We start from the raw sequence: 26,056 nt of genomic DNA on the forward strand, positions 1-26,056 counted from the left end.
CAGGCGTTACCGCTGCACACCGTCGCGATCGAAGGACGCAGCATGGGCTTCGACGATGGCTGCGGTGATGACCTTCCTCAACTCGTAGACCAGCGAGCGGGACCGTTTGCGATCCAGATCCTGTGCCGCCTTCGCCAGATTCAAGCCTTCGTTCAGAACAATGTGATGAGCCCGCGCCAGCGCCCAGCTCTCAATATCAGGATCTATCATTCGATATCTCCGCCGATTCATTCGGCATCAAGGATATTCACGAATCATTTTACAGGAGGCACTTAAGTAGAAAATAGAATCATAAGCGGAATATTTTGCAACTGGCCCGCCCAGGGAATTCAGGCCGACAAGCGGAATTTTTGCCGGCAAAACCGGAAGAACCGGGCGGAATGTGCAATCCTATACACAAGTCGACTTGAACATGTACTTTCATGCCCTGTCCGCCGGCACATCCGCCGCGCCCACGTCAAACAGCCTTTGAAAAGCCGCCACGCGGTCATTTGTCCGCATTCACCTTGACTTTCGCGCGGCTTTCCTGTTTATCGCGCCCAATCCGCGACGAGCCGCATGACTCCGAGCCGCCGACCGGGACCCTGAGATCCCGGAGGTCAACACCCGACAGCGCGATGCGCCCTCGGGTGCTTTTTGGCTTTGCGTCTTGTTTTCGTCAAGGAAAAGCACGACGTTTCCGGGCATATCCCAACCCGCCCGAAACGTATCAAGGAAGAGCCGATGTTTGAAAACCTCCAGGACCGTCTTGGATCCATTCTGAATGGACTGACAGGCCGTGGCGCGCTTTCGGAAACCGATGTTTCCGCAGCGTTGCGCGAGGTTCGCCGTGCGTTGCTGGAGGCCGACGTCGCGCTCGACGTCGTGCGTTCCTTCACCGACCGCGTGCGTGAAAAGGCCGTCGGCGCCGAGATCCTGAAGTCGATCAAGCCCGGCCAGATGGTCGTCAAGATCGTCCATGACGAACTGATCGAGATGCTGGGCGGCGAAGGGGTCGGCATCGACCTGCATGCGCCCGCCCCCGTCGTCGTCATGATGGTCGGTCTGCAGGGCTCCGGCAAGACAACGACGACGGCGAAGATCGCCAATCGCCTGTCGACGCGCGAGAAGAAGAAGGTGCTGATGGCGTCGCTCGACACGCGCCGTCCGGCAGCCCAGGAGCAGCTTCGCCAGCTCGGCGCCCAGGCCAATATCGATACGCTGCCCATCATTTCAGGCCAGTCGCCGACGGATATCGCCGCGCGCGCCGTTCAGGCGGCCAAGCTCGGCGGCCATGACGTCGTCATCCTCGATACTGCCGGCCGCACGCATATCGACGAGCCCTTGATGGTCGAGATGGCCGACATCAAGAAGCGCTCGAACCCGCATGAAATCCTGCTGGTCGCCGACAGCCTCACCGGCCAGGACGCCGTCAACCTCGCCCGCAATTTCGACGAACGCGTCGGCATCACCGGTCTGGTGCTGACCCGTATGGACGGCGACGGCCGCGGTGGTGCGGCCCTTTCGATGCGCGCCGTCACCGGCAAGCCGATCAAGCTGATCGGCGTCGGCGAGAAGATGAGCGAGCTGGAGGAATTCCATCCCCGCCGCATCGCCGACCGCATCCTCGGCATGGGCGACATCGTCTCGCTCGTCGAGCGCGCGGCGGAGAATATCGACGCCGAGAAGGCGGCCGCCATGGCCGCCAAGATGGCCAAGGGCAAGTTCGACCTCGACGACCTCGCCGATCAGCTGCGCCAGATGCAGAAGATGGGCGGCATGGGCGGCATCATGGGCATGATGCCCGGCATGGCCGGCATGAAGGACAAGATGGCCGCGGCCGGCCTCGACGACAAGCTGTTCGGCCGCCAGATCGCCATCATCCAGTCGATGACCAAGGCTGAGCGCGCCAATCCCGACCTGCTCAAGCATTCGCGCAAGAAGCGCATCGCCGCCGGTTCCGGCACAGATGCCGCCGCCATCAACAAGCTTCTGAAGATGCACCGTCAGATGGCGGACATGATGAAGATGATGGGCGGCAAGGGCAAAGGCGGCATGATGAAGCAGATGATGGGCGGCCTTGCCGGCAAGATGGGGCTGGGCGGCTTAGGCGGCATGGGCGGCGGCATGCCCGATCTCTCGAATATCGATCCCCGGCAGCTCGAGGCCCTGCAGAAGCAGGCGGAAGCGGCGGGACTTGGAAAGCCGGGTGGGGGTATGCCCGGTCTCGGCGGTCTGCCGGGTGGTTTGCCAGGCCTCGGCGGCGCCAAGCTGCCGGGCCTTGGCGGTGGTTTCCCGGGATTGCCCGGATTGCCGAAGAAGAAGTGAAAGGATCGCTTGCCCCATGATTGATCCAAACGTCAAAGCCCAGCTCGCGAGCTATCGTCAGTCGATCGACAATATCGATGCCGCTCTCGTGCACATGCTGGCCGAACGCTTCCGCTGCACCAAAGAGGTCGGCGTGCTGAAGGCCAAATACAATCTGCCGCCGGCCGACCCGGCGCGCGAGGAATACCAGATCGAACGCCTTCGCCAGCTGGCGAAAACCGCCAATCTGGATCCGGATTTCGCTGAGAAGTTCCTGAACTTCGTCATCAAGGAAGTCATCCGGCATCATGAGCAGATCGCTGCGGATCACGCTGAACAGAGCGCTGCAGCCCGATAACCCGTACCACCGAACCAGGTGGTCAAGAAAAGCCTAAGGAGTAAAGAACATGGCACTGAAAATTCGTCTCGCCCGCGGTGGCTCCAAGAAGCGCCCGTACTACCACGTCGTTCTCGCCGATGCGCGCAGCCCGCGTGACGGCCGCTTCCTGGAAAACCTCGGTTCCTGGAACCCGATGCTTGCCAAGGACGACGAGAAGCGCGTTCAGCTGAACGCCGAGCGCATCAAGCACTGGATCGAAAACGGCGCCCAGCCGACCGACCGTGTTCTGCGCTTCCTCGATGAAGCCGGCGTTGCCAAGCGCGAAACCAAGAACAACCCGATCAAGGCAAAGCCGGGCAAGCGCGCCCAGGAGCGCGCCGCCGAAAAGGCTCAGAAGGTTGCCGACGCAGCCGCTGCTGCTGCCGACGCCGCGGAATAATCGGGACTTCCCTCGATCGAGCGGGCGGCATGGCGACATGCCGCCCGTTTTCGTTTCCAATCTTGCGCACTTCGTTTATGAGAAACCTGTCTTTCGGCTTCACATGAAGGAACCCATGACAAAGCTTGAAAACCCCGTTCTGATGGCGACGATCGGTGGCGCGCAGGGCCTCCGGGGCGAGGTGCGCGCCAAGGCCTATACGGCCGATCCCAGCGCGCTTGGCGACTACGGCCATCTCCACAGCATGGACGGCCGCAGTTTCGAAGTCCTCGAAATCCGCGAGACCAAGAATGTCGTCGTCGTCCGTTTCCGCGGCGTCAACGACCGCAATGCCGCCGAGGCGCTGAACGGACTTGAGCTCTATATCGAACGCGACAACCTGCCGGACGAGGAACTGGAGGACGACGAGTTCTACTATGCCGATCTCGAAGGGCTCGAAGCGCTAGATGACAAGGGTGTCAGCTACGGCACGGTCACCGGCGTCTTCGATTTCGGCGCCGGCGATCTCCTGGAACTCAAAGGCCCGGGCAAGCGCCCAGTGCTGATCCCCTTCTCCGAAGCCTCGGTGCTGGAGATCGATCTCGAGGCCGGCACACTGCTGATCGATCCGCTGGCGGCGGGACTGGTCGACGATCCCGAAGAGCTTTCGAAATTCACCGCGGACAAGCCGAAAAAGAAGAAGTGACGCCATGGCTTTCCGGGCGAGCGTGCTGACACTCTATCCGGAGATGTTTCCGGGACATCTGGGCTTCTCGCTCGCCGGCAAGGCGATGGAGCGCGGGCAATGGTCGCTGGACGCGGTGCAGATCCGCGACTTCGCCACCGACAGGCACCGCAGCGTCGACGACACCCCTGCCGGCGGCGGCGCCGGAATGGTGCTGAAACCCGACGTTCTCGCCCGTGCGATCGACAGCGTCTCGGAAAACGATACCCGCCCGCGGCTGCTGATGAGCCCGCGCGGCCGGCCGCTGACACAGGAGCGTGTGCGCGCGCTCGCGGCAGGCGACGGCGTCATCATCGTCTGCGGCCGTTTCGAGGGTGTCGACCAGCGGGTGATTGAGGCGCGCGGACTGGAAGAGGTCTCGATCGGCGACTATGTGCTGTCAGGCGGCGAGCCGGCCGCATTGATCGTCCTCGATGCGATCATCCGCATCCTGCCAGGCGTCATGGGCAACGATCTTTCCGGCCTGCACGAAAGCTTCGAAGGCGGACTGCTGGAACATCCCCATTATACCCGGCCGCAGGAGTGGGAAGGCCGCGAAATTCCCTCCGTCCTCACCTCGGGCAACCACGGCGCCATCGAGAAATGGCGGCGCGAGCAGGCGGTCCAGCTGACGCGGGAGCGGCGGCCGGATCTGCTCGAAGCGGCCAGAAACGAGAAAAACGGCTGATTTCGCAGCCCTTTTCACAAAAATGTCCGCCAAGGGATGACAAGCCCTGACCTTTCGTGTATTGGCGCACGCGGAAATGGGGTTTATCCCCGTCTGCCAGCAAACAAAGAATGGCGAATCCGCTCCCGCCCTTGACGGGCAAAGTCCTGAGGCCAGTTCCGAAGGATCAGTGTCGAGCGCTCTGGCTGTTTCAGAAGAACCAAAGGTTAAGACGATGAACATCATTCAGCAGCTTGAGGCCGAACAGGCCGCCAAGATCGAAGCCAAGCGCACGCTTCCCGAATTTTCCCCGGGCGACACCGTCCGCGTCAACGTCAAGGTCACGGAAGGCAACCGTACCCGCGTTCAGGCCTATGAAGGCGTCTGCATCGCCCGCTCCGGCGGCGGCCTGCAGGAAAACTTCACGGTCCGCAAGATCTCCTACGGCGAAGGCGTCGAGCGCGTATTCCCGGTCTACTCGCCGATGATCGAAAGCGTCGACGTCGTTCGCCGCGGTAAGGTCCGTCGCGCCAAGCTCTATTACCTGCGCGACCGTCGCGGCAAGTCTGCCCGTATCGTTGAAGACACCGGCGTCCGCGCCCGCAAGCTCAACGACGCCGAGCGCGCCGCCATTGCCGAGGAAAAGGCACGCATCGAAGCTGAAAAGGTTGCAGCAGCCCAGGCGCTCGCCGCCGAGAAGGCAGCAGCAGAAGCTGCGGAAGCCAAGGCCGCAGCTGAAAAGGCCGCCGCAGAAGCAGCAGCCGCTGCAGCGGAACCGGCAGCAGAATAAGATCTGGCCACGCAAAATTCTTTGCTTGAAGCAAAATTCTTCGCTTGGAAAGGCGGCCTTCGGGTCGCCTTTTCTATTTTTTGTTTGGTCACGCAGCCGGCGGCCTTGCCTCGGGCCTATCTTCCGTGACAGTTTTTGTCGTTCAATTTTTAGGAACCATTCAATGTTGTTTCGTCGTACCATTCTTGCGAGCTTCGCCGCCCTTGCTCTTGCCCCCTTGGCCGCATCGGCCGCCGAATTGCCTGATCTCGGCGGCAAGAGTGTCGTCGTCGTGACCGAGAATGCCTATCCGCCGCTGCAATTCGTCGATCCGAAATCGGGCAAGGCGATCGGCTGGGAATATGATGCGATGAACGAGATCGCCAAGCGGCTGAATTTCAAGGTCGAATACCAGAACACCAGCTGGGACGCGATGATCCAGGCAGTGTCCGACGGCCAGTACAACATCGGCATGACCGGCATCACCATCAAGGAAGACCGCAAGCAGAAGGTGGATTTCTCCGACCCCTATATGCGCTCGCAGCAGTTCATGCTGGTGCGCGGCGACGAGAAGCGTTTCACCGATGCCAAGTCCTTCGGCGAATTCAAGGATGGCCTGGTCGGCGCGCAGCCCGGCACCACGCCCTTCTACACCGCTGTCTATGAAGTGCTGGATGGCAACGAGCAGAACCCGCGCATCAAGCTCTTCGAAACCTTCGGCGCCACCGTCCAGGCATTGAAGGCCGGCGACGTCGACGTCGTGCTGACCGATGGCACCGCCGGCAAAGGATATGTCGATGCTTCAGGCGGCGCCCTGAAGCTGATCGGCGAGCCGCTCGGCACCGAGGATTTCGGCTTCATCTTCCCGAAGGGGTCCGATCTCGTCGCCCCCGTCAACGCCGCCATTTCAGCACTCAAGGCCGACGGCACGCTGGATGGGCTGAACAAGAAGTGGTTCCTCGACTACAAGATGGGCGAATGATGCCGAGCAGCCGCTAGACGAATGGCCCTGCAAACATCTTCCCACAGACCCGTCAAGGACGACTATCCCTGGTGGCTGGTCGCGCTCGTCGCGATCGGCATCGTCCTTGCCGTTGTCATCATCACCAACGATATCTATGCTCAGGTCTTTCGCACCGTCGTCAACGGTGTCGGCATCACCGTCTTCGTGACGCTGGTCGCCTTCGTGCTCGCCACCGTGCTCGGCCTCGGCATCTGCCTGCTCGGCATGGCCGACAGCCCGGTGTTGCGCCAGATCGCACGGTTCTACATCGAGATCATCCGCGGCATCCCAATCCTCGTGCTGCTGTTCTATGTCGCCTTCGTCGGTGCGCCGGCACTGGTCGCAGCCTATAATTTCCTGATTTCGCCGCTGGTGACGTCAGGCATGGCCGAGCCCATCCTGGTGCGCGATCTCTCACTGATGTGGCGGGCGGTCATCGCGCTGACGATCGGTTATTCCTCCTTCATCGCCGAGATCTTTCGGGCCGGTTTCCAGTCGGTCGATATCGGCCAGATCGAGGCGGCCAAGGCGCTCGGTCTCTCGCGCTACCGGCGTTTCCGCTCCGTCGTCTTTCCGCAGGCGATCCGGGTGATCTTCCCGCCGCTCTCCAACGATTTCGTTTCGATGGTCAAGGACAGCTCGCTCGTCTCCGTGCTCGGCGTCGCCGACATCACCCAGATGGGCAAGGTCTATGCCGCCGGCTCCTTCCGCTTCTTCGAGACCTATTCGATCGTCACCTATATCTACCTGATCCTGACGATCGGCCTATCGCTGGCGCTGCGGCGGACGGAGAAGTGGCTGAAATCGCGGTGAATGCTTCAACAGCGGCCACTGCGCGGAGAGGCTCAGAGCGCCTCCTGATGATTCAAATTGAAGCCGCCGCGAAAAATCGCTATATGCAGGCGATGGAATCCAAGTTCAGATGCATTGGCGCGCATATTTTCGTGCTGCAGGACCATTATCGCCTGCCGGCGCGGTTTTTTGCCTGCGTGTCCGGTGCGCTCAACAGCCGACTTCGTTGATCGAATGACGGCCGCGGAGCCTGATCCGCATTCTCGATTTTCCAAAGCTTCCAAAAAACGGACTTAACGCCATGAGCGCACCGCGTACCCTCTACGACAAGATCTGGGACGATCATCTGGTCGACGAACAGGCAGACGGCACCTGTCTTCTCTACATCGACCGCCACCTGGTCCACGAAGTGACCTCGCCACAGGCGTTCGAAGGCCTGCGCATGACCGGCCGCAAGGTTCGCGCCCCGGAGAAGACGCTCGCCGTCGTCGACCATAACGTCCCGACCTCGCCCGATCGCCACCTCGGCATCAAGAACGAGGAAAGCCGCATCCAGGTGGAGGCGCTCGCCACCAACGCCGCCGAATTCGGCGTCGAATATTATTCGGCAAGCGACAAACGCCAGGGCATCGTCCACATCGTCGGCCCGGAACAGGGCTTCACCCTGCCCGGCATGACCATCGTCTGCGGTGACAGCCATACCTCGACGCACGGCGCCTTCGGCGCGCTGGCGCATGGCATCGGCACCTCCGAGGTCGAGCATGTTCTGGCGACCCAGACGCTGATCCAGAAGAAGGCGAAGAACATGCTGGTGCGTGTCGATGGCCTGCTTCCGCCGCACGTCACCGCCAAGGACATCATCCTCGCCATCATCGGCGAGATCGGCACTGCCGGCGGCACCGGCCACGTCATCGAATTTGCCGGCGAAGCGATCCGCGCGCTGTCGATGGAAGGCCGCATGACCATCTGCAACATGACGATCGAAGGCGGCGCCCGCGCCGGCCTCATCGCGCCTGACGAAAAGACCTTCGAATACATCAAGGGCAAGCCGCGCGCGCCGAAGGGCGAGGCGCTGGAACAGGCGATCGCTTATTGGAAGACGCTGCAGACCGACGAAGGCGCTCACTATGACCGCGTCGTCGTCCTCGACGCCGCCAGCCTGCCGCCGATCGTCTCCTGGGGCTCCTCGCCCGAGGACGTCATCTCCGTCCAGGGCATCGTTCCGAACCCCGACGATATCCAGGACGAAACCAAACGCACCTCCAAGTGGCGCGCGCTCGACTATATGGGCCTGAAGCCGGGCACGAAGATGACCGACATCACGCTCGACCGCGTCTTCATCGGCTCCTGCACCAACGGCCGTATCGAGGATCTGCGCGAAGTCGCCAAGGTCGTCGAAGGCAAGACGGTTGCCCCGACCGTCGACGCGATGATCGTTCCGGGCTCAGGCCTCGTCAAGGAACAAGCGGAAGCCGAAGGTCTCGACAAGATCTTCAAGGCCGCCGGTTTCGACTGGCGCGAGCCGGGCTGCTCCATGTGCCTTGCCATGAACGACGACCGCCTGAAGCCGGGCGAACGCTGTGCCTCGACCTCGAACCGCAACTTCGAAGGCCGTCAGGGCTTCAAGGGCCGCACGCATCTCGTCTCGCCGGCAATGGCAGCGGCAGCCGCGATCGCCGGACACTTCGTCGATATCCGCGAGTGGAATTGATCCGTCAAAACGGATGACAGTCCGAAGCCCCCGATGCCTCCTGAAGGCATCGGGGGCTTCGCATTTTATGGTACCCTGTCTCATCGGGCGATGCCCCATATCCGTGTCAGTGCATGACCCGAGTTCCCGATTTCACCCGTTCGGGCAATCGACATCGAAGAATGCCTGTGGCTTCATCGACATGGCGCTTTCAGGCGCAACTCGCGCGACGTTCGACAGGCACCGCTTTCGGGCGTCCGTTACCGGCCTCGGCGATCAACTGGCCTGGCTGCACCAGGAAAGCTCCGCGTTGTGTGATCTGGGAGAATAGCCATGAGACCGAAAATGGCAGGACGCCTGCCGCGAACCATCCTGGGCGTATTCGTATCGCTGGCATCGATCGATGTCGCTGCTGCCGCGCCGATCCATCCGACACCGCCGCCGGTGATCTCTTCCGCCCTGCTGCAACAGGTCGCGCAAAGCAAGATACCGTCCCTCAACGGGTATCGCGGCTACAGCAGCGCCCGGGCTGGCTATATCAGGAGCTCGAACGGCTACTGGTATCCCGCGCGCGCCTTCAGTTCGAACGAATATACCGGCTCGATCGGACGGCCGCAGCGCCTGAACAATGCCTGCAACTTCGGTTTTACCCCGACCAACGGCTCGTCCAAATGTAATTATTGATGCGGCCGCCATACAAAGGCCGCCGCGGGCGATCTCTCCCGGGGCGGCCGCTGACTGGCTTGGCAATGATTGGGACGGCGATCAGAAGGTTGCTGTGTGCGGGTCCGGTCCCATGCGGGCGCCGGCGCTGTCGAGCTTGGCGATCGCCGCCATGTCATCGGCATCGAGCTTGAAGTCGAACACCTGGAAATTCTCCTTGATGCGCGATGGCGTCACCGATTTCGGGATGACGACGAGGCCGGTGTCGATGTGCCAGCGGATGATCACCTGGGCCGGCGTCTTCTGATGCTTTTTGGCGATCTCGACGATCATGGCGTTCGAGATGAACTTGCCCTGGCCGAGTGGGCTCCAGGATTCGGTGACGATGTTAAGTTTCTGATGAGCCTCCTGCGCCGCCTCCTGCTGGAAGTCGGGGTGCAGCTCGATCTGGTTGATGACGGGAACGACGCCGGTTTCGCCGATGATGCGCTCGAGATGTTCGGGATAGAAATTCGACACGCCGATCGAACGGGCGCGGCCCTCTTCCCGGATGCGCACGAAGGCTTTCCAGGTCTCGGTATAAAGACCGCGATGCGGCGACGGCCAGTGGATGAGATAGAGATCGACATACTCCGAACCGAGCTTCTTCAGGCTGCCGTCGAAGGCGCGCAGCGCATTGTCGTAACCCTGGTCGGTATTCCTGAGCTTGGTGGTGACGAAGATGTCCTTGCGGTCGAGGCCGGAGGAGCGAATGCCTTCGCCGACGCCCTCTTCATTGTCGTAGCCGGAAGCCGTATCGATATGGCGGTAGCCCTCGGCGATCGCCGTCCGCACCGTCGGAGCGGCGATCTCCTGCGGCGTCTGCCAGACACCGAGGCCGACCTGGGGAATGGAATGTCCGTCATGGAAAGTGATGATGGGTTGAGCGGTCACACTATGTCTCCGGGAGTTTGAAGAATTGGACGAGGCATGAATTGCGTCCGCACCTGCGGGCGTCCCTGAACGCATTTCAGCCGGAGCGTTCGGTCACCGAAAACATATAGGCGGCCGCATCCGGAAGACAATCAGACGACCCGGACAATCGTTCCCTTTCGAAGGTGCGGCAGCAGGCGGCGCATGTCGCGCAGGCTCAACGCGACGCAGCCGGCCGTCGGCTCATAGCCTGGCCGGATCAGATGGAAGAAGATCGCCGAGCCGCGATTGCGCGCACGCGAGGAAATGTTCCAGTCCATCACCAGGCAGATATCGTAGAGCCCGTCGCTGCGCCGCATCTCCTCATGACTTGCGCCGAACGGCGCCCTGACGAGACGGTTGTAGCTGGCATTGCCGGACTGATCGCACCAGAGCATGTCGGCACGTATGCGGCGGATGGGAAGCGGCGTGACGAGCCGGCCGTTCCGCTCGCCCCGCCGGAAGCCTGATATCAGCCTCATCGAGGCGATCGGCGTGGCGCCGTCGCCCTCGCGTTTCATGACCGTGCGGCCGGAACGGCCGATCGCGGCAGGCACGGTGATCGCGCCAAGCCGGACGATCGCCCGGCTCTTACGCCCCGGCGCAGGGCGCACCACGATCGTCGATGGCGTCATGCCCCGACCCTGCCTTGTTTTTTCCATTTTTCTCGCATGTCTTGCATTGTCTGGGGCTTTGATTGAAATCATATGAAAACCTGCGCGGCAACAGCCTGCGCCCGATCCTTGCCAAACCAGGAATTTGGCGTAGGACTAGGGGACTTAACATGAGGAAAGCAAGGGCATGACCGCACGCACCATTCTTCTGGTGGATGACGACGATGACCTTCGTCAGACCCTGACGGAGCAATTGTCGCTGTATGAGGAATTTTCGGTTTTGCAGGAAGCCAACGCCGGCAAGGGTGTTGCGACCGCCCGCTCGACACCGGTCGATCTGCTGATCATGGATGTCGGCCTGCCCGATATGGACGGCCGCGAGGCGGTGAAACTGCTGCGCAAGGGCGGCTTCAAGGCGCCGATCATCATGCTGACCGGCCACGATACCGATTCGGACACGATCCTCGGCCTCGAAGCCGGCGCCAACGACTATGTCACCAAGCCCTTCCGTTTCGCCGTTCTGCTCGCGCGTATCCGGGTGCAACTGCGCCAGCACGAGCAGAGCGAGGATGCGACCTTCACCGTCGGCCCCTACCTCTTCAAGCCGAGCCAGAAGTTGCTCACCACCGACAATGGTCAGAAGATCCGGCTGACGGAAAAGGAAGCGGCGATCATCCGCTATCTCTACCGTGCCGAACAGAAGGTGGTCACCCGCGACGTGCTTCTCGAGGAAGTCTGGGGCTATAATTCCGGCGTAACGACGCATACGCTGGAAACCCACGTCTACCGCCTGCGCCAGAAGATCGAGCGCGACCCCTCCAATGCCGAAATCCTCGTCACGGAAAACGGCGGCTACAAGATCATACCCTAGAGCATTTCCGTTTTCTCCGAATCACCGAAATGCTCTATCTCTGCGTTTCACGCAATTCCGGACGCAAAATCGCTCCGTACTAAGGCGAAAAGCCCGCATGGCGCTGACCGACGATATCAACCTGCTCGCGCAGCTTCCTCTGTTCAAGGACATGAACGAGGATCAGCTGCGGTTGATCGCCTTCGGCGCCGACCGGCGCATGATCGCCGCCGGCCAGATGCTGTTTCGCCAGGGCTCGCCCGCCGAGAGCGCCTACGTCATCCTCAGCGGTAGCCTGGAACTGAGCGCGACGAGCAGCGACGGCATGCAGAGGACAGAGGGGGTCGCCGGTCCCGGAACGCTGGTTTCCGAGCTGGCACTGGTCACCTTGGTGGAGCGCAAGTTCACGGCCATCGCGCGCGAGGACACCAGCATCATCCGCATCACCCGTGCCCTCTTCCACCGGCTGATCGAGGAATATCCGGACGCAGCCCGACTGATCGAGAACCGCATCCGCGACAATCTCGCCGAACTTGCGGCAAAGGCCGCAAGCCAGTTCTACCGCTTCAGCTAAGACTGATAGAGACAGCGCGTCCGAAAGGACGCGCTAGAAATCGAAATGCGCCGTCACCGGCACGTGGTCGGAGGGCCGGTCCCAGCCACGCGCCTCCTTCAGGATCTCGATCCGCTTCAGATGCGGCCCGAGATCCGATGACGACCAGATATGGTCGAGACGGCGGCCGCGATCGGCGGCCTCCCAGTCCTTGGCGCGGTAGCTCCACCAGGTGTAGAGCTTCTCGCTGGCCGGCACATGCTGGCGCATGAGATCGAGCCAGGCGCCGCGCTTCATCACCTCGAGCAGCCCCTCGGTTTCGACGGGCGTATGGCTGACGATCTTCAGAAGCTGCTTGTGCGACCAGACGTCGTGCTCCAGCGGCGCGATATTGAGGTCGCCGACGAGGATGGCCGAGGTATTGGCCTCGCCATTGGCTTTCAGCAGCTTCATCTCCTCGATGAAATCGAGCTTGTGGCCGAATTTCGGATTGATCGTCCGATCAGGCTCGTCGCCGCCGGCCGGGACGTAGAAATTGTGCAGCCGGACGCGGCGATTGCCGTGCTCGAAGATTGCCGAGATGTGGCGGGCATCGCCGACGCCGCAATAATCCTGCCGGTGATCCTCGGTCAGCGGAATGCGCGAAGCGATCGCCACGCCGTGATAGCCCTTCTGACCGTGGATGATGATGTGGTTATAGCCCATCGCCCGCAGCGGTGCCGCCGGAAACAGCTCGTTCGTCACCTTGGTTTCCTGCAGGCACAGGATATCGGGCCTGTGCTTGAGGACGAGCTGCTCGACGATCGGCATGCGCAGCCGCACCGAGTTGATGTTCCAGGTGGTGATCGAAAAACCCATGCCCGATGCCCTCTCGCGTCCAATGCCCGCGTGTCGGCCGAGCTGCAGCTCGACGCGACGCGCTTTCATGAAAGGGCTTTAGAATAAACGCGGACGCGAGGGAACTGGCCGCGTGCGAAAGCAACCGAAAAGCTCAGTCGCGCGACTGAGGCGTGCCTGGGATGCTCTCATACGGCACGCGGAAGACGCGATCGTCGAACTGCATGCCCGTCTTGACGTTGAAGATCATCACCGAGGTGTCCTTGCCCTGATTGTCGGTGATCGTCCATTGACGCAGGTCGTAGGTCTTCGGGTCGAACATCATGGTGATGGTCGAGTTTCCAAACACCGTATTGTTGCCGAGCGCGATCGTCGTCAGGTCCGACTCTTCCTTCACGCCCTTCACCATGCCGGCCGACAGGTCGATGCGCTGCGCCAGGAGCAGGCTGAGCGGGGTCTTGGAGAGCGGATAGAGATCCCAGGTCTTGAGCTTCGTATTGCCGATGGCGACGTTCTTGCCGTCAGCGATCACCCGCATCGGCGACGGGTCGTCATAGTTGAAGCGCAGCTTGCCTGGGCGCTGGATGAAGAACTTGCCGCCGGTCTGCTCGCCGCGCGGGCCGAACTGCACGAATTCGCCCTGCATCGTCGTGACGCCGGAAAAATGGTCGGCGATCGCCTGCGCGGTGCCGGAGGCGGGAGCCGCCGCCTGAGCGTAAGCGCCGAGGGGAATGGCGCTCGCCACCGCAGCGACGGCAAAGGCGCCGAGCAGATCGCGGCGCGTTACCGTCAGGCCGGAGAGGAAGGTATCGGAGTGACTCATCTAAATCTCCTTTATGCGATCTGCATGCTGCCGAAAGGCGGCGTCTTCAAGGCGTTGCGATCGGCCTGCGAGAGGTAACGGCTTCGATGCTGTCAGGTTTCCGCAAAAGCGGCTGCATCGGAAATATATGGCTGTTCTGTCAGCGGTCGAGGATGTCGCCTTCGGTGGGAACGAGAATCTCGCGTTTGCCGGCATGGTTGGCCGGTCCGATGATGCCTTCCTTCTCCATGCGCTCGACGAGCGAGGCGGCACGGTTGTAGCCGATGCCGAGCCGGCGCTGGACGTAGGAGGTCGAGGCCTTGCCGTCGCGTAGCACGATGGCGACCGCCTGGTCGTAGGGATCTTCCGAATCGGACAGGTTGGAGGTGCCGGCCGGACCGCCGCCACCGCCGCCGTAATCGCCGTCGTCATCGTCATCGGCAGTGATCGCGTCGAGATATTGCGGCGAGCCCTGGGTCTTCAGGTAGGAGACGATCTCTTCCACCTCGACATCCGAAACGAACGGGCCGTGCACGCGCTGGATACGCCCGCCGCCCGCCATATAAAGCATGTCGCCCATGCCGAGCAGCTGCTCGGCGCCCTGTTCGCCGAGAATGGTGCGGCTGTCGATCTTCGAGGTCACCTGGAAGGAAATGCGGGTCGGGAAGTTTGCCTTGATCGTGCCCGTGATGACATCGACCGATGGGCGCTGTGTCGCCATGATCACGTGGATGCCGGCGGCGCGCGCCATCTGCGCCAGCCGCTGCACGGCGCCTTCGATGTCCTTGCCGGCGACCATCATCAGGTCAGCCATCTCGTCGATGATGACGACGATATAGGGCATCGGCCTGAGATCGAATTCTTCGGTCTCGTACATCGCCTCGCCGGTATGGCGGTCGAAGCCGGTCTGCACCGTGCGCGAGATCGCCTCGCCCTTCGACAGCGCCTGCTCGACGCGGGTGTTGAAGCCGTCGATGTTGCGTACGCCGATCTTCGACATCTTCTTGTAGCGCTCTTCCATCTCGCGCACGGTCCATTTGAGCGCGACGACGGCCTTCTTCGGATCGGTGACGACAGGCGAAAGCAGATGCGGGATGCCGTCATAGACGGAGAGTTCGAGCATCTTGGGGTCGATCATGATCAGCCGGCACTGTTCCGGCGTCATGCGGTAGAGCAGCGACAGGATCATCGTATTGATGGCGACCGACTTGCCCGAGCCGGTGGTGCCGGCAACAAGCAGATGCGGCATCTTGGCGAGGTCGGCGATGACGGCTTCGCCGCCGATCGTCTTGCCCAGCGCCATGGCGAGCTTCGCCTTGCTGCCTTCGAAATCCCGGGAGGCAATGAGTTCGCGCAGATAGACGGTCTCGCGCGTCTGGTTGGGCAATTCGATGCCGATCGCGTTGCGGCCGGGCACGACGGCGACACGGGCGGCAATGGCGCTCATCGAGCGGGCGATATCGTCGGCAAGGCCGATGACCCGCGACGACTTGATGCCGGGCGCCGGCTCCAGTTCGTAGAGTGTTACGACAGGGCCGGGGCGGACATGGATGATGTCGCCCTTGACGCCGAAATCTTCGAGCACGCCTTCGAGCATGCGGGCATTCTGCTCCAGCGCGTCGGCCGAGAGCGTGGAATCGCGCACGACATTCTTCGGTTCGGCGAGCAGATGCATCGAGGGAAGCTGGAAACCCTCGGGACGGATGAACGAGCCCTGTGCCTCCCGTTCGATGCGGGCGCTGGGCTTCGGACGCGCCACCACGGGAACGACGCGCGGTTCCGGCTTGCCGGCGGGTTTTGCCGGGGCGCGGATCATCCAGTCGTCGTCATCGTCGTCGGGCAGGATATCGGCCGGGCGCGGCGGCATGTCGGCATCGAAGGGCAGATCGTCGTCATCATCGTCGTCATCGATGGAGAGCGACGGCGCAGAGACGATGCGGCGCGGTGATGCCGCCCTTGCCCCCATCGATGGCTCCATCGACGGTTCCATACGCTCGCCGCGGACGGTTGGCGCCTTGGCGCGCACGGGTTCGTTCAGCGTGCCGAACTCGTCATCGTTGAAATCATAGGGTGATTCGTAATCACCCTGGCGCCGTTTGCGCGGCCCCATGCCGAAGAGCCGGCGCAGCCGGCCCTGGCTCATGTACCAGGCATGCGTCATGGCGCCGCTGAAAGCCACCCAGCGGGACTCGTCGTCCTCCTCGTCCTCGTCTCCGACGACGCGGGCCTTGCTACGCGTTTCGACGTAATCCTCCTCGATTTCCTCGTCGACGTCGCTGCGGCCGACAAGGCCCGATGCAAAGAGCATCAGCCAGGCGGTCGGCGCGGCGAAGATGCAGCCGACGACCATGGCGAAGGTGCCTGTGGGATAGGTGCCGACGAAAAGTGCGGGAAAACGCAGGATCATATCGCCGACGACACCGCCGATGCCGTTCGGGATCGGCCAGGTGAGCGGCGGCGGAAAACAGCCGAGGACGGCGCAGGAAAGCACCGAACCGCCGAACCAGGCGCCGGCACGGGCGGGAATACGGCTGAAGCGACGGCCCGAGATCAGCGTCAGCGCCCAGGCGACGATCGGCAGCATCGAAACGACGCTGGCAAGGCCGAGGAACTGCATGACGATATCGGCAAAGGCCGCACCGCTATAACCGAGAATATTCGTCGGCAGGTTGGCGGTCGCGTAGGAATAGCTCGGATCCGCGACATTCCATGTCGCCAGCGCCGCGACGCAGAACGCCAGCAGCAGAAAGATCGCAAAGCCGATGAGCGCCTGGATCTGCCGCAGCATGAATGCCGAGAAGGAGAACCGATCCGGACGGCCATCCATTGCCGGCGACGTGCTTCTTGCCATGTGTCTAACCCGTCCAATGCCTGAGGACACGCGAATCGCTGAAGCTTCGTCGTGCCAAAATGCGTCCGCTCTACCTAATCAGAGCCGGGTTAAAGCGATGTTAACCATGCATGCCTGGACGACAATTCCGGACAGGGAAATGAAAAAGACCCGAACCTTGGAAGGTTCGGGCCAAATGCGGTCTATGGCAGCTTTTCCGGGTCTAACCCGGAAAAGCTCTAGATAGGCCGCGACGGGCCATGCAGCGGCGCCCTTTTGCCGGGCGCCGCAAACCCTGTGATCAGGAAGAGTGGTAGGCGGCTTCGCCGTGGGTCGAAAGGTCGAGACCTTCGCGCTCGGCTTCGACGGTGACGCGCAGGCCGATGACGACGTCAACGATCTTGTAGAGGATCGCCGAACCGATACCCGACCACAGCAACGTCGTCAGCACGCCCTTGGCCTGGTTCAAGACCTGGGTTGCCGTACCGGCATAGGAGGCTGCGAAATCGGCTGTCGAATAATCGACGATGCCTGCACCGCCGAGCGCCGGGTTGACGAGGATACCGGTGCCGAGAGCGCCGATGATGCCGCCGACGCAATGGACGCCGAAGACATCGAGGCTGTCATCGTAGTTGAACTTGTTCTTTACAACGTCGACGAAGAAGTAGCAGACCGGCGAAACGATGAGGCCGAGAACGATCGAACCCATCGGGCCGGCAAAGCCTGCCGCCGGGGTGATGGCGACGAGACCGGCGACGGCGCCGGAAGCACCACCGAGCATGGAAGCCTTGCCGCGGGTGAGGGTTTCGACGATGCACCAGGACACAGCGGCGGCAGCCGTTGCGACGAAGGTGTTGATAAAGGCAAGCGAGGCATAGGAATTGGCTTCGAGGTTGGAGCCGGCATTGAAGCCGAACCAGCCGACCCAGAGCAGCGAGGCGCCGACCATGGTCAGCGTCATCGAATGCGGAGCCATGATTTCCTTCTTATAGCCCGTGCGCTTGCCGAGCATGATGGCGCCGACGAGGCCCGCGATACCGGCATTGATGTGAACGACCGTGCCGCCGGCAAAGTCGATTGCGCCATAGGAGAAGATCAGGCCGGCTGGCGACGTGTAGGAGCTCGGACCACCCCAGAACCAGACCATGTGCGCCATCGGGAAGTAGATGAAGGTGACCCAAAGCACGACGAAGAGCATGACGGCCGAGAACTTGATGCGCTCGGCGAATGCGCCGACGATCAGGCCGGGCGTGATGCAGGCGAAGGTCATCTGGAATACGATGAAGGTGTATTCCGGAATGGCGACGCCCTTCGAGAAGGTTTCGACGAGCGACGTGGTGTTGACGCCGGCCAGGAACGCCTTGGAGAAGCCGCCGACGAAGCTGTTCAGCGAGCCGCCATCGGTGAAGGCGAGCGAATAGCCGTAGGTCACCCAGATCAGCGCCACGACGGCGGTAATCATGAAGACCTGCATCAGCACGGAGAGCATGTTCTTGGCGCGGACGAGACCGCCGTAGAAAAGCGCAAGGCCGGGGATGGTCATCAGCAGGACGAGCGCCGAGGAGACGAGCATCCAGGTATTGTCACCCTTGTCCATGGTGAGAGCAGGAGCGGCAGCAGCGGCAGCGGCTGGCGCAGCCTCCTGCGCAAAAGCCACAGCCGGCGCCAGAAGGGCAGCCGTTGCTGCGCAAGTCAGCGCAAAGGCGGAAGAAAACTTCGAAAGTGACATTGGAAAAAGCTCCTTGATCTGCCGTTCTTACAGCGCTTCTGAATCGGTTTCGCCCGTACGGATGCGCACGGCATGGTCGATCGAATAGACGAAAATCTTGCCGTCGCCGATCTGACCGGTCTTGGCCGATGCCGCGATGGCTTCGACCGCCCTGTCGACGAGTTCCGATGCAACGGCGATTTCGATCTTGAGCTTCGGCAGGAAGCTGACCGCATATTCGGTGCCGCGATAGATTTCGGTATGTCCCTTCTGGCGCCCGTAGCCCTTCACTTCGGTCACGGTCAGCCCCTGAATACCGATCGCCGTAAGAGCTTCGCGGACCTCATCGAGCTTGAACGGCTTGATAATGGCCATCACAATTTTCATCTGGTTTCCCATCCTTCGTTATCCTCGGCGCGGAGCCGACTCTCCTTGCCGCTGACGTTCCTGAACAGCGACCGGCGATATACATTCAAGGGGCGTGCCAGATTCGAGGCAACTTATAAGTTATTGAAAAATAAAGATTATAATAAGGAATGCCAATAAACAGGCAATTGACCGGCCAATAAGCGCACAAATAATGCGCAAATTTACAAATATGCATATTATTTATTCATTTGCCTTTTTCCGAATCAGACCTTCCTGCGCGACGGAGGCGATCAACTCACCCGTTCGGGTAAACAGGCAGCCCCGGGTCAACCCCCTGGCGCCCGAGGCCGACGGGCTATCCTGCGTATAGAGCAGCCAGTCGTCGAGCTTGCAGGGTCGGTGGAACCACATGGAATGATCGAGGCTCGCCACCTGCAGGCTCTGGTCGAAGATGGACGTGCCGTGGGCATAGAGCGACGTATCGAGCAGAGTCATATCCGAAAGATAGGCAAGCACCGCCGCCTGATAGTGTCGGTCGTCGGGAACCGGGCCGGTGGCGCGCACCCAGACATCCTGCTTCGGATCGAGCTTCTTGTCGGAAAAATAATGCGTCAGTGAGACCGGGCGGATCTCGATCGGCCGCTCGCGCTGCCAGTATTTTCGGATCGCCTCCGGCGCATGCGCAAGATATTCTTCCTTGATCTGCTGTTCGCCGAGCAGCGCTTCGGGGATTTCGACCTCGGGCATTGCGATCTGGTGCTCGAAGCCCGGCTCCTCCACCTGGAAGGAGGCCGACAGCGCAAAGATCGCCTTGCCGTGCTGGATGGCGACGACACGCCGCGTGTTGAAGCTCGATCCGTCGCGGATGCGCTCCGCCTGGTAGACGATCGGCACCGAGGGATCGCCGGGGCGCATGAAATAAGCATGCAGCGAATGGACGAAACGCTCGCCTTCGATGGTGCGCTGCGCCGCCATCAGCGCCTGGCCGATCACCTGCCCCCCGAAGACCCGCTGCCAGCCGACCTTGGGACTGCGACCACGGAAGATATCGACCTCGATCGGCTCAAGGTCGAGCGTCGAAAGCAACGTCTCCATCGCCGAAGGTCCTGATGTCTCGCGCGTCATTTTCTATGTCTCCCGGCGGTAGGAAGTGAAGTTGCGATGATCTATATAGATCACATCTGAGGCACAAGGTACGGGAGCGGCGCGATGCTGGACATGCTGGTTGTGGGCGGGGGTTATGTCGGCCTGTCCGCTGCTGTCGCGGTCAAACAGGCAGCACCCCATCTGAATGTCGCGGTCGTCGAGGCGGCTCCCGAGCATGTCTGGAAAAACGATACGCGCGCCTCCGCCATCATCGCGTCGGCGGCAAAGATGCTCGAGGTCTTCGGCATCTGGGACGAGATCGAGCCGGAGGCCCAGCCGATCACCAAAATGATCGTCACCGACTCCAGGACTTCTGATCCGGTGCGCCCGGTTTTTCTGACCTTCGACGGCGAAGTCGCCGAAGGCCGGCCCTTCGCCCACATGATCCCGAATGTCGCAATGGTCGCAGCGCTGCGCGGCGCCTGCGAGCGGCTCGGCATCGACATCCGCCACGGGCTCGGCGCCACCGAGCTGAAGACCCACGACACCCATGCCACCGTCACGCTTTCGGACGGCAGCGCGCTGGAGACCCGGCTGCTGGTTGCCTGCGACGGCGTGCGCTCGACGTTGCGCGATCTCGCCGGCATCAGGACCGTCACCTGGGACTACGGCCAGTCTGGCATCGTCGCGACCGTCGAACACGAGCGGCCGCATGACGGATGCGCCGAGGAGCATTTTCTGCCGGCCGGCCCCTTCGCCATCCTGCCGCTGAAGAACAACCGCTCCTCTCTCGTCTGGACGGAGCGGACGCCGGATGCCAACCGGCTGGTCGCCGCCGACGATCTGATCTTCGAGGAAGAGCTCGAACGCCGCTTCGGCCACAAACTTGGGAGCTTGAAAGTCATCGGCGACAAGCGTGCCTTCCCGCTCGGCCTCACCCTGGCGCGCTCCTTCGTCGCGCCGCGTTTTGCGCTGGCCGGCGACGCCGCCCACGGCATCCATCCGATCTCGGGCCAGGGCCTCAATCTCGGCTTCAAGGATGTGGCGGCACTTGCCGAAACCATTGTCGACGCCGATCGCCTCGGCCTCGACATCGGCTCGATCAACATCCTCGAACGCTACCAGACCTGGCGGCGCTTCGACACGTTCCGCATGGGCGTGACCACCGACGTGCTGAACCGGCTCTTTTCCAACGATGCAATGCCGATCCGCATCGCCCGCGACGTCGGCCTCGGTCTCGTCGACCGGCTGCCCCGCCTCAAATCCTTCTTCATCGGCCAGGCGGCCGGAACGACGGCAAAGGACAATCCGCGCCTGCTGGCCGGCGAGACGATTTGACGATTTGAAGAAACGTTAGTCGTCGAGGCGGCGGGCTTCGGACACCAGCATGATCGGAATGCCGTCGCGGATCGGATAGGCCAGCCGCGCCTTTTCCGAGACAAGCTCATTGTGCTCGCGATCATAGGAAAGCCGCCCCTTGGAGAGCGGGCAGACCAGGAGATCGAGCAGCTTCGGATCGACGCGGCTGAGTTTTTCGTCCATGCCTGAAGTCTACTGCAGAACCGTGTCGGAGTCACCGAAGACACGCGCCAGCACGATTTCGGTAATGGCGATCAGCGTCTCGGCCCGCGTCTTCAGGTCGGGCGCCTCGAGCAGCGCCTGTTTTTCCGCCGGCCCGAAGGGCGACATCATCGCGAGAGAATTGACGAGCGTCAGATTGCTCGCCCGCTCGACGCTCTCCCAGTCGGCCTCCAGCTTGTTGGCATCGAGATAGGCCTTGAAGGCAGTCAGAAGCGCAGCGCGGTCGACCGCGTCCTCCTCGTTCGCGGCCGAGAGATCGGCGATGAACGGGGCGATCCGGAAGGTGCGGAAGGGATCGCTGGTGGCTTTCTCCTCCAAGAGCCGGAAGCGGCAGACACCGGTCAGTGAAACGATATAGCGCCCGTCGCCGGTCTCGGCGAAGGAGGTGATGCGGCCGAGGCAGCCGACAGCGGCAAGATTGGGCTCGCCGCCCTTGTCCTCGTGCTCGCCGAGCGCCGGCTGCACCATGCCGATCAGCCGGTTTCCGGTCAGCGCCGCATCCAGCATCGCCAGATAGCGCGGCTCGAAAATGTTGAGGGGAAGCTGCCCGGCCGGCAGGAGAAGGGCGCCGGTCAGGGGGAAGACGGCGATTGAATCAGGCAGATCGCCCGGCTTCAGGTATCTGGCATTCCCGACTTGCATGAAACCGTCCCGCATTCTTGTAACGGGCATGCCCGTTCTGACGAGAATGTGGTGCCCCCGTCCGAAAACGCAAGGGCAGATACTCGAAACTTAGCGCTAACCCCAAAAATCGGGGTCGATATTGCCCGGCGCGTCCTGCCGGACACGCCGCGCTCCAAAGCAATTCCAGGAAAGCCGAGCCGCCCTAGGAGAACAGCATCGCCGAAAGCTTGCGGCGGGCGGCAACCGTCGCCGGATCCTTGAAGCCCCAGACCTCGAAGAACTGCAGCAGTTGCCGACGGGCGCCATCATCGTCGAAGGCACGATCCTTGCGCATGATCAGAAGCAGATGTTCGGCCGCTTCGTCGCGCCGGCCTTCGACATTGAGGATCTTGGCGAGCTTCAGCCGCGCCGCGTGATCATCGGGATTGGCGGCAAGGTCGCGTTCGAGCGCAATGGGGTCGCCGAGCTTGCGGGCCTCCTCGATCTGCTCGAGCTTCTTCAGCACCGCCTGGATGCCGGCATCTTTCGACAGCTCTTCCGGCAACTCGGTCAACACCTGGCGCGCCCGCTCATGCTGGTTTGCGGCAATCATGCATTCGGCCATGCCGGCGAGCGCCTTGGCATTTTCGGGATCGGCCTGCATGACGGCGCCATAGAGCTGGGCGGCTTCGTCGATATTGTCGGCGGCAAGCAGTTCTGCCGCTTCCGCAAGCACGGCTTCGATCTCGGCCGCCTCATCGGCGCCGGCCGGACCGGCGATGCGGTCGATGAACTGCTGGATCTGGCTTTCCGGCACCGCACCCATGAAGCCGTCGGCCGGACGACCGTTGACGAAGGCGATGACGGCCGGGATCGACTGGATGCCGAGCTGGCCGGCGATCGAGGGATGATCGTCGATGTTCATCTTGACCAGCCGGACCCGGCCCTTGGCTTCGTTGATCACCTTTTCCAGGACCGGCGTCAGCTGTTTGCACGGACCGCACCAGGGCGCCCAGAAATCGACCAGCACCGGTTGCTTGCGCGATTCCTCGATGACGTCCTTGCCGAAATTCGCGGTCGTCGTTTCCGTGATGTAGCTGCCGGCCGCAGCTGCGGGTGCCGTTGCTGCGCCGAAGCTTGTCGTCGCCGTCATCTGATTTCCGAAGGAACCGTTATAGGGGTTGTCGCTGCCGCTCATAGGTATCTCCCGCCGCGCCGATCCTGCCGGCGTCTTTGCCAAAGCATGTCGCGCAAAACTGTGGTGCGGTTTTACGACAAGGACATGCGCAAAACCAAAGACTAAAGCGCCGCAAGCCAATCTGAAAGATCACGACGCGCTTTAGCGCTAAAATCGTATGTCAGGACGTCACTTTCAAGACAAGCGGCTTGTGCCCGGTCGCCTCCATGAAACGGATGAGATCGCTGCTCGCAATCGAGGTCGTCGCATCGTTGGACAGCGGATGGCAGTTGACGATCTCTTCGCGCATCAGATCGGCATCGAGCACGAAGGTGACATTCTCCGAGGTATCGTTGATCGCGCCGAACGCGGTGACGGCCCCGGGAATGACGCCGAGATATTCCATCAGCTTTTCCGCCCTGCCGAAGGAAACCCGGCCGGACCCGCCGATCAGATTGTGCACCTGTTTGAGGTCGACCTCGGCATTTTCCTCCACGGTCAGCAGAAAATACCTGTCCTTCTTGTCCTTGATGAAGAGGTTCTTGGTGTGACCGCCGGGGATCTCGTCACGAAGGGCAACCGATTCGGCGACGGTGAAAACCGGCGCATGATCGACCGTCTTATGGGCAATGCCGAGGCCGTCGAGAAAGGCAAACAAATCTTCTCTTGTCTTGGGGGTATTTTCGGACATCGGGCAATCCATTCGGCGGAATAACAAAATCGAGGCGCCCTGCTTAAGTCCGTCCACATCGTTTGGCAATCGTCGGAACCGACGCTCTACCCCCACATTTGCGGCCTTTCCGCCCGTCCTCCTCTGAGACCAGAATTTTTTCTTCGCTTCTCCGTCATTTCCCTGTTGCATTTGAAAACCCGTTAGGCCATATAGCGCCCGTCGCCACGAGGCGGCACCCACGGTCCAACAACTACCCCGGACCGATGTGGATTGAGCGGGTGTAGCTCAGGGGTAGAGCACAACCTTGCCAAGGTTGGGGTCGAGGGTTCGAATCCCTTCGCCCGCTCCAGTTCTTCCTTGTCAGGTCAGGCACATGCGATCTCAGCGTCTTTGCCGAGATCTACCTGCAACTTTTACCAATCCTTCCGAGAAGAATGTCCGTCGTCAACGCAGGCGATATTTCGCCGCGAGCAACGCCGCCAGTTCCATGCGGCAATCGATCAGTGGGCTGACATCCTGTCGTGCCTTTGCCATCGCCATGGCGCCGGAATAGGCTGCGATGACAAGCGTGGCGAGGCTGTGCGGATTGAGCTCGCTCGCGTGTTTTTCCTCCGCGTCTCTCGCAAACTTGGCGGACAGTGCCTCGTGCCAGGCGCCGAATACCGCGCTGACAACCTCGCGCATCTCCGAGTCATGATGGGATACGTCCATTGCCATGTTGTTGAGCGGGCAACCGGAGACCCGGCCGTTATGCATCAGTTCATTGATGATGTTCTCAAAGATCAAGTCTATGGCGGCCGGCACATCTGCACTTGTGTGGAGCGGCGCGATCCATGTTTGCCGAACGGCTTCAGCCACGCGATCGCGAATGACCGCAAGTCCGAGGTCGCGCTTGGCCGGAAAATGATGCGCCATGGCACCACCGGATACTGAAGCCCTTTCGCGCAATTCCAGCATGCCGGTTGCGAGATAACCCTGGGTAACGAAGGCGTCGTAGGCGGCATCAATGATCCGGCGACGTACGCCTTCGGGATCATTGGTTCTTTTGTTTTCGGTCATGGTTTCTCAACTCGTCCTGCGCGCACATTAGCACCTTGACATAACAGGTCAATTGTCCTGTTATGAATACAGGACAATTGACCTGTTGAGGAAGCCATGAATCCGCATTCCGTATTCGAACTTCGCCGTTATCGGCTTCTCCCGGAAGGCAGAGAATCATTGATCGATCTGTTTGACAGGGAATTTGTTGAACCTCAGGAGGCCCTGGGCATGCGCGTCGAAGGGGAGTTCCGCGATCTTGACGATCCTGATTCCTTTGTGTGGGTTCGCTCTTTCAAGGATATGGAAACTCGAACGGAGGCTCTCGCATCCTTTTATTCAAGCCCGACCTGGAAAGAACATGGGCCGGCAGCCAACGCGACGATGCTCAATTCGGATAATGTCCTGCTCTTGAAGCCGGCGGTAGGCGTCCACCCGTTCGTGCATAATCCGCCAAGGGACAAGGAGGTGAGCCGCTCCAAGGTGCAGGGTCTTATCAGGCTGAATATCTGCTCGCTCGCCCCTGGGACAGAGGAGGATTTTGCCAGGTTTTTCCGCGACGATGCACTCCCGGCCATGCGGGATGCCGGTGCGCGCATCGATGCTCTGTTTGTGACGGAGCGAAGTAAGAACGATTTTCCCAGGCTGCCGGTTCGCGAGGGAGAAACCGTATTTGTCTGGTTTGAATGTCACGAAGATCAAGACCGTGCCACCGACTACGAGCGCCGCTTGCGGCGCAGTCTCATCTGGGGACGCGAGATTTATCCACGGATGGACAGCCGGTGCTGGCGTAGGATCGAGGTCTCCCACTTGACGCCGACTCCGCGGTCGCTTTGCGCTTGGTAAGCGACGTTACCAACTCGTCTACACAAAAAATGTCCGCCTCGGCTGCTTTCGGATAGTCTACCAGGCCGATCTGGATCGATTTTGTAATTTATTGCCGTTGATCGATTCATTTTGCGAACTATCATCGATCAGATAGCGACGGCGCGTCTTCGGATCAAAACCCTTTATGTTCAGTTCATCGCAGCG

The 26,056-nt window shown here is 61.3% G+C and carries 29 protein-coding genes and 1 tRNA gene; 16 read left to right on the top strand and 14 right to left on the bottom strand.

Translation table 11 applies throughout. From position 1 onward, the window contains the following. Positions 1 to 6: 6 nt before the first annotated feature. Positions 7 to 231: a hypothetical protein gene (locus FHT79_RS26565; protein WP_028756611.1), complete on the bottom strand. Its 225-nt coding sequence runs from the start codon at positions 229 to 231 to the stop codon at positions 7 to 9. 492 nt (positions 232 to 723) lie between these two features. Between FHT79_RS26565 and ffh the strand changes: the two genes are divergently transcribed. The 11 genes from ffh to FHT79_RS26620 all read left to right on the top strand — a co-directional run bounded on the left by ffh (position 724) and on the right by FHT79_RS26620 (position 9,373). Next, positions 724 to 2,307, top strand: coding sequence for a signal recognition particle protein (gene ffh / locus FHT79_RS26570; protein WP_028758034.1), 1,584 nt, complete (start codon positions 724 to 726; stop codon positions 2,305 to 2,307). Between the two features lie 16 nt (positions 2,308 to 2,323). Further along, complete coding sequence (locus FHT79_RS26575; protein ID WP_027682490.1) at positions 2,324 to 2,644, top strand: chorismate mutase; 321 nt, start codon at positions 2,324 to 2,326, stop codon at positions 2,642 to 2,644. 49 nt (positions 2,645 to 2,693) lie between these two features. After that, positions 2,694 to 3,065, top strand: coding sequence for a 30S ribosomal protein S16 (gene rpsP, locus FHT79_RS26580; RefSeq protein WP_028756609.1), 372 nt, complete (start codon positions 2,694 to 2,696; stop codon positions 3,063 to 3,065). Positions 3,066 to 3,180: 115 nt separating this feature from the next. Next, positions 3,181 to 3,750 (top strand): ribosome maturation factor RimM, encoded by a 570-nt coding sequence (rimM, locus tag FHT79_RS26585; RefSeq protein WP_028758033.1) that lies wholly within the window; start codon positions 3,181 to 3,183, stop codon positions 3,748 to 3,750. 4 nt (positions 3,751 to 3,754) lie between these two features. Further along, positions 3,755 to 4,456, top strand: coding sequence for a tRNA (guanosine(37)-N1)-methyltransferase TrmD (gene trmD / locus FHT79_RS26590; RefSeq protein WP_028758032.1), 702 nt, complete (start codon positions 3,755 to 3,757; stop codon positions 4,454 to 4,456). A gap of 214 nt (positions 4,457 to 4,670) precedes the next feature. After that, positions 4,671 to 5,225: a 50S ribosomal protein L19 gene (rplS, locus tag FHT79_RS26595; RefSeq protein ID WP_028758031.1), complete on the top strand. Its 555-nt coding sequence runs from the start codon at positions 4,671 to 4,673 to the stop codon at positions 5,223 to 5,225. A gap of 163 nt (positions 5,226 to 5,388) precedes the next feature. Continuing rightward, positions 5,389 to 6,186, top strand: coding sequence for a basic amino acid ABC transporter substrate-binding protein (locus FHT79_RS26600; protein ID WP_028757785.1), 798 nt, complete (start codon positions 5,389 to 5,391; stop codon positions 6,184 to 6,186). 21 nt (positions 6,187 to 6,207) lie between these two features. Beyond that, entirely contained in the window at positions 6,208 to 7,020 is an 813-nt protein-coding gene (locus FHT79_RS26605) for an amino acid ABC transporter permease (RefSeq protein ID WP_028828302.1), read from the top strand. Then, positions 7,002 to 7,229: a hypothetical protein gene (locus FHT79_RS26610; protein ID WP_168333341.1), complete on the top strand. Its 228-nt coding sequence runs from the start codon at positions 7,002 to 7,004 to the stop codon at positions 7,227 to 7,229. The genes FHT79_RS26605 and FHT79_RS26610 overlap by 19 nt, the downstream gene beginning before the upstream one ends. Positions 7,230 to 7,300: 71 nt before the next feature. Next, a complete protein-coding gene (gene leuC / locus FHT79_RS26615; RefSeq protein ID WP_028757783.1) occupies positions 7,301 to 8,710 on the top strand; it encodes a 3-isopropylmalate dehydratase large subunit in 1,410 nt (469 codons plus the stop codon). Between the two features lie 312 nt (positions 8,711 to 9,022). Next, a complete protein-coding gene (locus FHT79_RS26620) occupies positions 9,023 to 9,373 on the top strand; it encodes a hypothetical protein (RefSeq protein ID WP_028757782.1) in 351 nt (116 codons plus the stop codon). Between the two features lie 81 nt (positions 9,374 to 9,454). On the opposite strand, the gene FHT79_RS26625 is transcribed toward FHT79_RS26620, so the two are convergent. Next, a complete protein-coding gene (locus FHT79_RS26625) occupies positions 9,455 to 10,285 on the bottom strand; it encodes an aldo/keto reductase (protein WP_028757781.1) in 831 nt (276 codons plus the stop codon). 131 nt (positions 10,286 to 10,416) lie between these two features. Continuing rightward, positions 10,417 to 10,938, bottom strand: a complete 522-nt coding sequence (locus FHT79_RS26630) for a L,D-transpeptidase family protein (RefSeq protein ID WP_028757780.1) — start codon at positions 10,936 to 10,938, stop codon at positions 10,417 to 10,419. Between the two features lie 166 nt (positions 10,939 to 11,104). On the opposite strand from FHT79_RS26630, the gene FHT79_RS26635 reads away from it, so the two are divergent. Both FHT79_RS26635 and FHT79_RS26640 read left to right on the top strand, forming a co-directional pair. Then, a complete protein-coding gene (locus tag FHT79_RS26635) occupies positions 11,105 to 11,788 on the top strand; it encodes a response regulator transcription factor (RefSeq protein ID WP_003582964.1) in 684 nt (227 codons plus the stop codon). A gap of 97 nt (positions 11,789 to 11,885) precedes the next feature. Further along, positions 11,886 to 12,341 (top strand): cyclic nucleotide-binding domain-containing protein, encoded by a 456-nt coding sequence (locus tag FHT79_RS26640; protein ID WP_028757779.1) that lies wholly within the window; start codon positions 11,886 to 11,888, stop codon positions 12,339 to 12,341. A gap of 33 nt (positions 12,342 to 12,374) precedes the next feature. Here the strand turns inward: FHT79_RS26640 and FHT79_RS26645 are convergent, their stop codons facing one another. From FHT79_RS26645 to tesB, 6 genes are all read right to left on the bottom strand, one after another. Then, positions 12,375 to 13,178: an exodeoxyribonuclease III gene (locus FHT79_RS26645; RefSeq protein ID WP_028757778.1), complete on the bottom strand. Its 804-nt coding sequence runs from the start codon at positions 13,176 to 13,178 to the stop codon at positions 12,375 to 12,377. A gap of 133 nt (positions 13,179 to 13,311) precedes the next feature. Then, positions 13,312 to 13,980, bottom strand: coding sequence for an outer membrane lipoprotein carrier protein LolA (locus FHT79_RS26650; protein ID WP_028757777.1), 669 nt, complete (start codon positions 13,978 to 13,980; stop codon positions 13,312 to 13,314). Between the two features lie 139 nt (positions 13,981 to 14,119). After that, the gene (locus tag FHT79_RS26655; RefSeq protein ID WP_028757776.1) at positions 14,120 to 16,810 is read right to left on the bottom strand and encodes a DNA translocase FtsK; all 2,691 of its coding nucleotides are present in this window, start codon (positions 16,808 to 16,810) and stop codon (positions 14,120 to 14,122) included. A gap of 280 nt (positions 16,811 to 17,090) precedes the next feature. Next, complete coding sequence (locus FHT79_RS26660; RefSeq protein ID WP_028757775.1) at positions 17,091 to 18,518, bottom strand: ammonium transporter; 1,428 nt, start codon at positions 18,516 to 18,518, stop codon at positions 17,091 to 17,093. A gap of 27 nt (positions 18,519 to 18,545) precedes the next feature. After that, positions 18,546 to 18,896 carry a P-II family nitrogen regulator gene (locus tag FHT79_RS26665; protein WP_003543684.1) on the bottom strand — a complete coding sequence of 117 codons (351 nt, stop codon included), beginning with the start codon at positions 18,894 to 18,896 and terminating at the stop codon, positions 18,546 to 18,548. Between the two features lie 210 nt (positions 18,897 to 19,106). Next, the gene (tesB, locus tag FHT79_RS26670) at positions 19,107 to 19,991 is read right to left on the bottom strand and encodes an acyl-CoA thioesterase II (protein ID WP_183904485.1); all 885 of its coding nucleotides are present in this window, start codon (positions 19,989 to 19,991) and stop codon (positions 19,107 to 19,109) included. An 84-nt stretch (positions 19,992 to 20,075) separates the two neighbouring features. Between tesB and FHT79_RS26675 the strand changes: the two genes are divergently transcribed. After that, complete coding sequence (locus tag FHT79_RS26675) at positions 20,076 to 21,290, top strand: ubiquinone biosynthesis hydroxylase (RefSeq protein WP_183904486.1); 1,215 nt, start codon at positions 20,076 to 20,078, stop codon at positions 21,288 to 21,290. A 15-nt stretch (positions 21,291 to 21,305) separates the two neighbouring features. On the opposite strand, the gene FHT79_RS26680 is transcribed toward FHT79_RS26675, so the two are convergent. The 4 genes from FHT79_RS26680 to FHT79_RS26695 form a co-directional block, all read right to left on the bottom strand. Further along, positions 21,306 to 21,494, bottom strand: a complete 189-nt coding sequence (locus FHT79_RS26680) for a Trm112 family protein (RefSeq protein WP_017962471.1) — start codon at positions 21,492 to 21,494, stop codon at positions 21,306 to 21,308. Positions 21,495 to 21,503: 9 nt separating this feature from the next. Beyond that, a complete protein-coding gene (locus FHT79_RS26685) occupies positions 21,504 to 22,190 on the bottom strand; it encodes an LON peptidase substrate-binding domain-containing protein (protein WP_025554693.1) in 687 nt (228 codons plus the stop codon). Positions 22,191 to 22,359: 169 nt separating this feature from the next. Further along, entirely contained in the window at positions 22,360 to 23,334 is a 975-nt protein-coding gene (trxA, locus tag FHT79_RS26690) for a thioredoxin (protein WP_028757772.1), read from the bottom strand. A 160-nt stretch (positions 23,335 to 23,494) separates the two neighbouring features. After that, complete coding sequence (locus tag FHT79_RS26695; RefSeq protein WP_028757771.1) at positions 23,495 to 24,004, bottom strand: prolyl-tRNA synthetase associated domain-containing protein; 510 nt, start codon at positions 24,002 to 24,004, stop codon at positions 23,495 to 23,497. A gap of 256 nt (positions 24,005 to 24,260) precedes the next feature. Between FHT79_RS26695 and FHT79_RS26700 the strand changes: the two genes are divergently transcribed. Next, a tRNA-Gly gene (locus FHT79_RS26700) sits at positions 24,261 to 24,335 on the top strand. A 95-nt stretch (positions 24,336 to 24,430) separates the two neighbouring features. Here FHT79_RS26700 and FHT79_RS26705 read toward each other — a convergent pair. After that, positions 24,431 to 25,045 (bottom strand): TetR/AcrR family transcriptional regulator, encoded by a 615-nt coding sequence (locus FHT79_RS26705; RefSeq protein WP_028757769.1) that lies wholly within the window; start codon positions 25,043 to 25,045, stop codon positions 24,431 to 24,433. 96 nt (positions 25,046 to 25,141) lie between these two features. On the opposite strand from FHT79_RS26705, the gene FHT79_RS26710 reads away from it, so the two are divergent. Next, positions 25,142 to 25,870: an NIPSNAP family protein gene (locus FHT79_RS26710; protein WP_183904487.1), complete on the top strand. Its 729-nt coding sequence runs from the start codon at positions 25,142 to 25,144 to the stop codon at positions 25,868 to 25,870. Positions 25,871 to 26,056 lie beyond the last annotated feature (186 nt).

Source organism: Rhizobium sp. BK212 (assembly GCF_014197475.1).
GTDB lineage: Bacteria > Pseudomonadota > Alphaproteobacteria > Rhizobiales > Rhizobiaceae > Rhizobium > Rhizobium anhuiense.

Bases quoted from the DNA above. Each gene is read 5' to 3' on its own strand.
- FHT79_RS26565 (WP_028756611.1), bottom strand. From the start codon at position 231: ATGAATCGGCGGAGATATCGAATGATAGATCCTGATATTGAGAGCTGG.
- ffh (WP_028758034.1), top strand. From the start codon at position 724: ATGTTTGAAAACCTCCAGGACCGTCTTGGATCCATTCTGAATGGACTG.
- FHT79_RS26575 (WP_027682490.1), top strand. From the start codon at position 2,324: ATGATTGATCCAAACGTCAAAGCCCAGCTCGCGAGCTATCGTCAGTCG.
- rpsP (WP_028756609.1), top strand. From the start codon at position 2,694: ATGGCACTGAAAATTCGTCTCGCCCGCGGTGGCTCCAAGAAGCGCCCG.
- rimM (WP_028758033.1), top strand. From the start codon at position 3,181: ATGACAAAGCTTGAAAACCCCGTTCTGATGGCGACGATCGGTGGCGCG.
- trmD (WP_028758032.1), top strand. From the start codon at position 3,755: ATGGCTTTCCGGGCGAGCGTGCTGACACTCTATCCGGAGATGTTTCCG.
- rplS (WP_028758031.1), top strand. From the start codon at position 4,671: ATGAACATCATTCAGCAGCTTGAGGCCGAACAGGCCGCCAAGATCGAA.
- FHT79_RS26600 (WP_028757785.1), top strand. From the start codon at position 5,389: ATGTTGTTTCGTCGTACCATTCTTGCGAGCTTCGCCGCCCTTGCTCTT.
- FHT79_RS26605 (WP_028828302.1), top strand. From the start codon at position 6,208: ATGGCCCTGCAAACATCTTCCCACAGACCCGTCAAGGACGACTATCCC.
- leuC (WP_028757783.1), top strand. From the start codon at position 7,301: ATGAGCGCACCGCGTACCCTCTACGACAAGATCTGGGACGATCATCTG.
- FHT79_RS26620 (WP_028757782.1), top strand. From the start codon at position 9,023: ATGAGACCGAAAATGGCAGGACGCCTGCCGCGAACCATCCTGGGCGTA.
- FHT79_RS26630 (WP_028757780.1), bottom strand. From the start codon at position 10,938: ATGACGCCATCGACGATCGTGGTGCGCCCTGCGCCGGGGCGTAAGAGC.
- FHT79_RS26635 (WP_003582964.1), top strand. From the start codon at position 11,105: ATGACCGCACGCACCATTCTTCTGGTGGATGACGACGATGACCTTCGT.
- FHT79_RS26640 (WP_028757779.1), top strand. From the start codon at position 11,886: ATGGCGCTGACCGACGATATCAACCTGCTCGCGCAGCTTCCTCTGTTC.
- FHT79_RS26645 (WP_028757778.1), bottom strand. From the start codon at position 13,178: ATGGGTTTTTCGATCACCACCTGGAACATCAACTCGGTGCGGCTGCGC.
- FHT79_RS26650 (WP_028757777.1), bottom strand. From the start codon at position 13,980: ATGAGTCACTCCGATACCTTCCTCTCCGGCCTGACGGTAACGCGCCGC.
- FHT79_RS26655 (WP_028757776.1), bottom strand. From the start codon at position 16,810: ATGGCAAGAAGCACGTCGCCGGCAATGGATGGCCGTCCGGATCGGTTC.
- FHT79_RS26660 (WP_028757775.1), bottom strand. From the start codon at position 18,518: ATGTCACTTTCGAAGTTTTCTTCCGCCTTTGCGCTGACTTGCGCAGCA.
- FHT79_RS26665 (WP_003543684.1), bottom strand. From the start codon at position 18,896: ATGGGAAACCAGATGAAAATTGTGATGGCCATTATCAAGCCGTTCAAG.
- tesB (WP_183904485.1), bottom strand. From the start codon at position 19,991: ATGACGCGCGAGACATCAGGACCTTCGGCGATGGAGACGTTGCTTTCG.
- FHT79_RS26675 (WP_183904486.1), top strand. From the start codon at position 20,076: ATGCTGGACATGCTGGTTGTGGGCGGGGGTTATGTCGGCCTGTCCGCT.
- FHT79_RS26680 (WP_017962471.1), bottom strand. From the start codon at position 21,494: ATGGACGAAAAACTCAGCCGCGTCGATCCGAAGCTGCTCGATCTCCTG.
- FHT79_RS26685 (WP_025554693.1), bottom strand. From the start codon at position 22,190: ATGCGGGACGGTTTCATGCAAGTCGGGAATGCCAGATACCTGAAGCCG.
- trxA (WP_028757772.1), bottom strand. From the start codon at position 23,334: ATGAGCGGCAGCGACAACCCCTATAACGGTTCCTTCGGAAATCAGATG.
- FHT79_RS26695 (WP_028757771.1), bottom strand. From the start codon at position 24,004: ATGTCCGAAAATACCCCCAAGACAAGAGAAGATTTGTTTGCCTTTCTC.
- FHT79_RS26705 (WP_028757769.1), bottom strand. From the start codon at position 25,045: ATGACCGAAAACAAAAGAACCAATGATCCCGAAGGCGTACGTCGCCGG.
- FHT79_RS26710 (WP_183904487.1), top strand. From the start codon at position 25,142: ATGAATCCGCATTCCGTATTCGAACTTCGCCGTTATCGGCTTCTCCCG.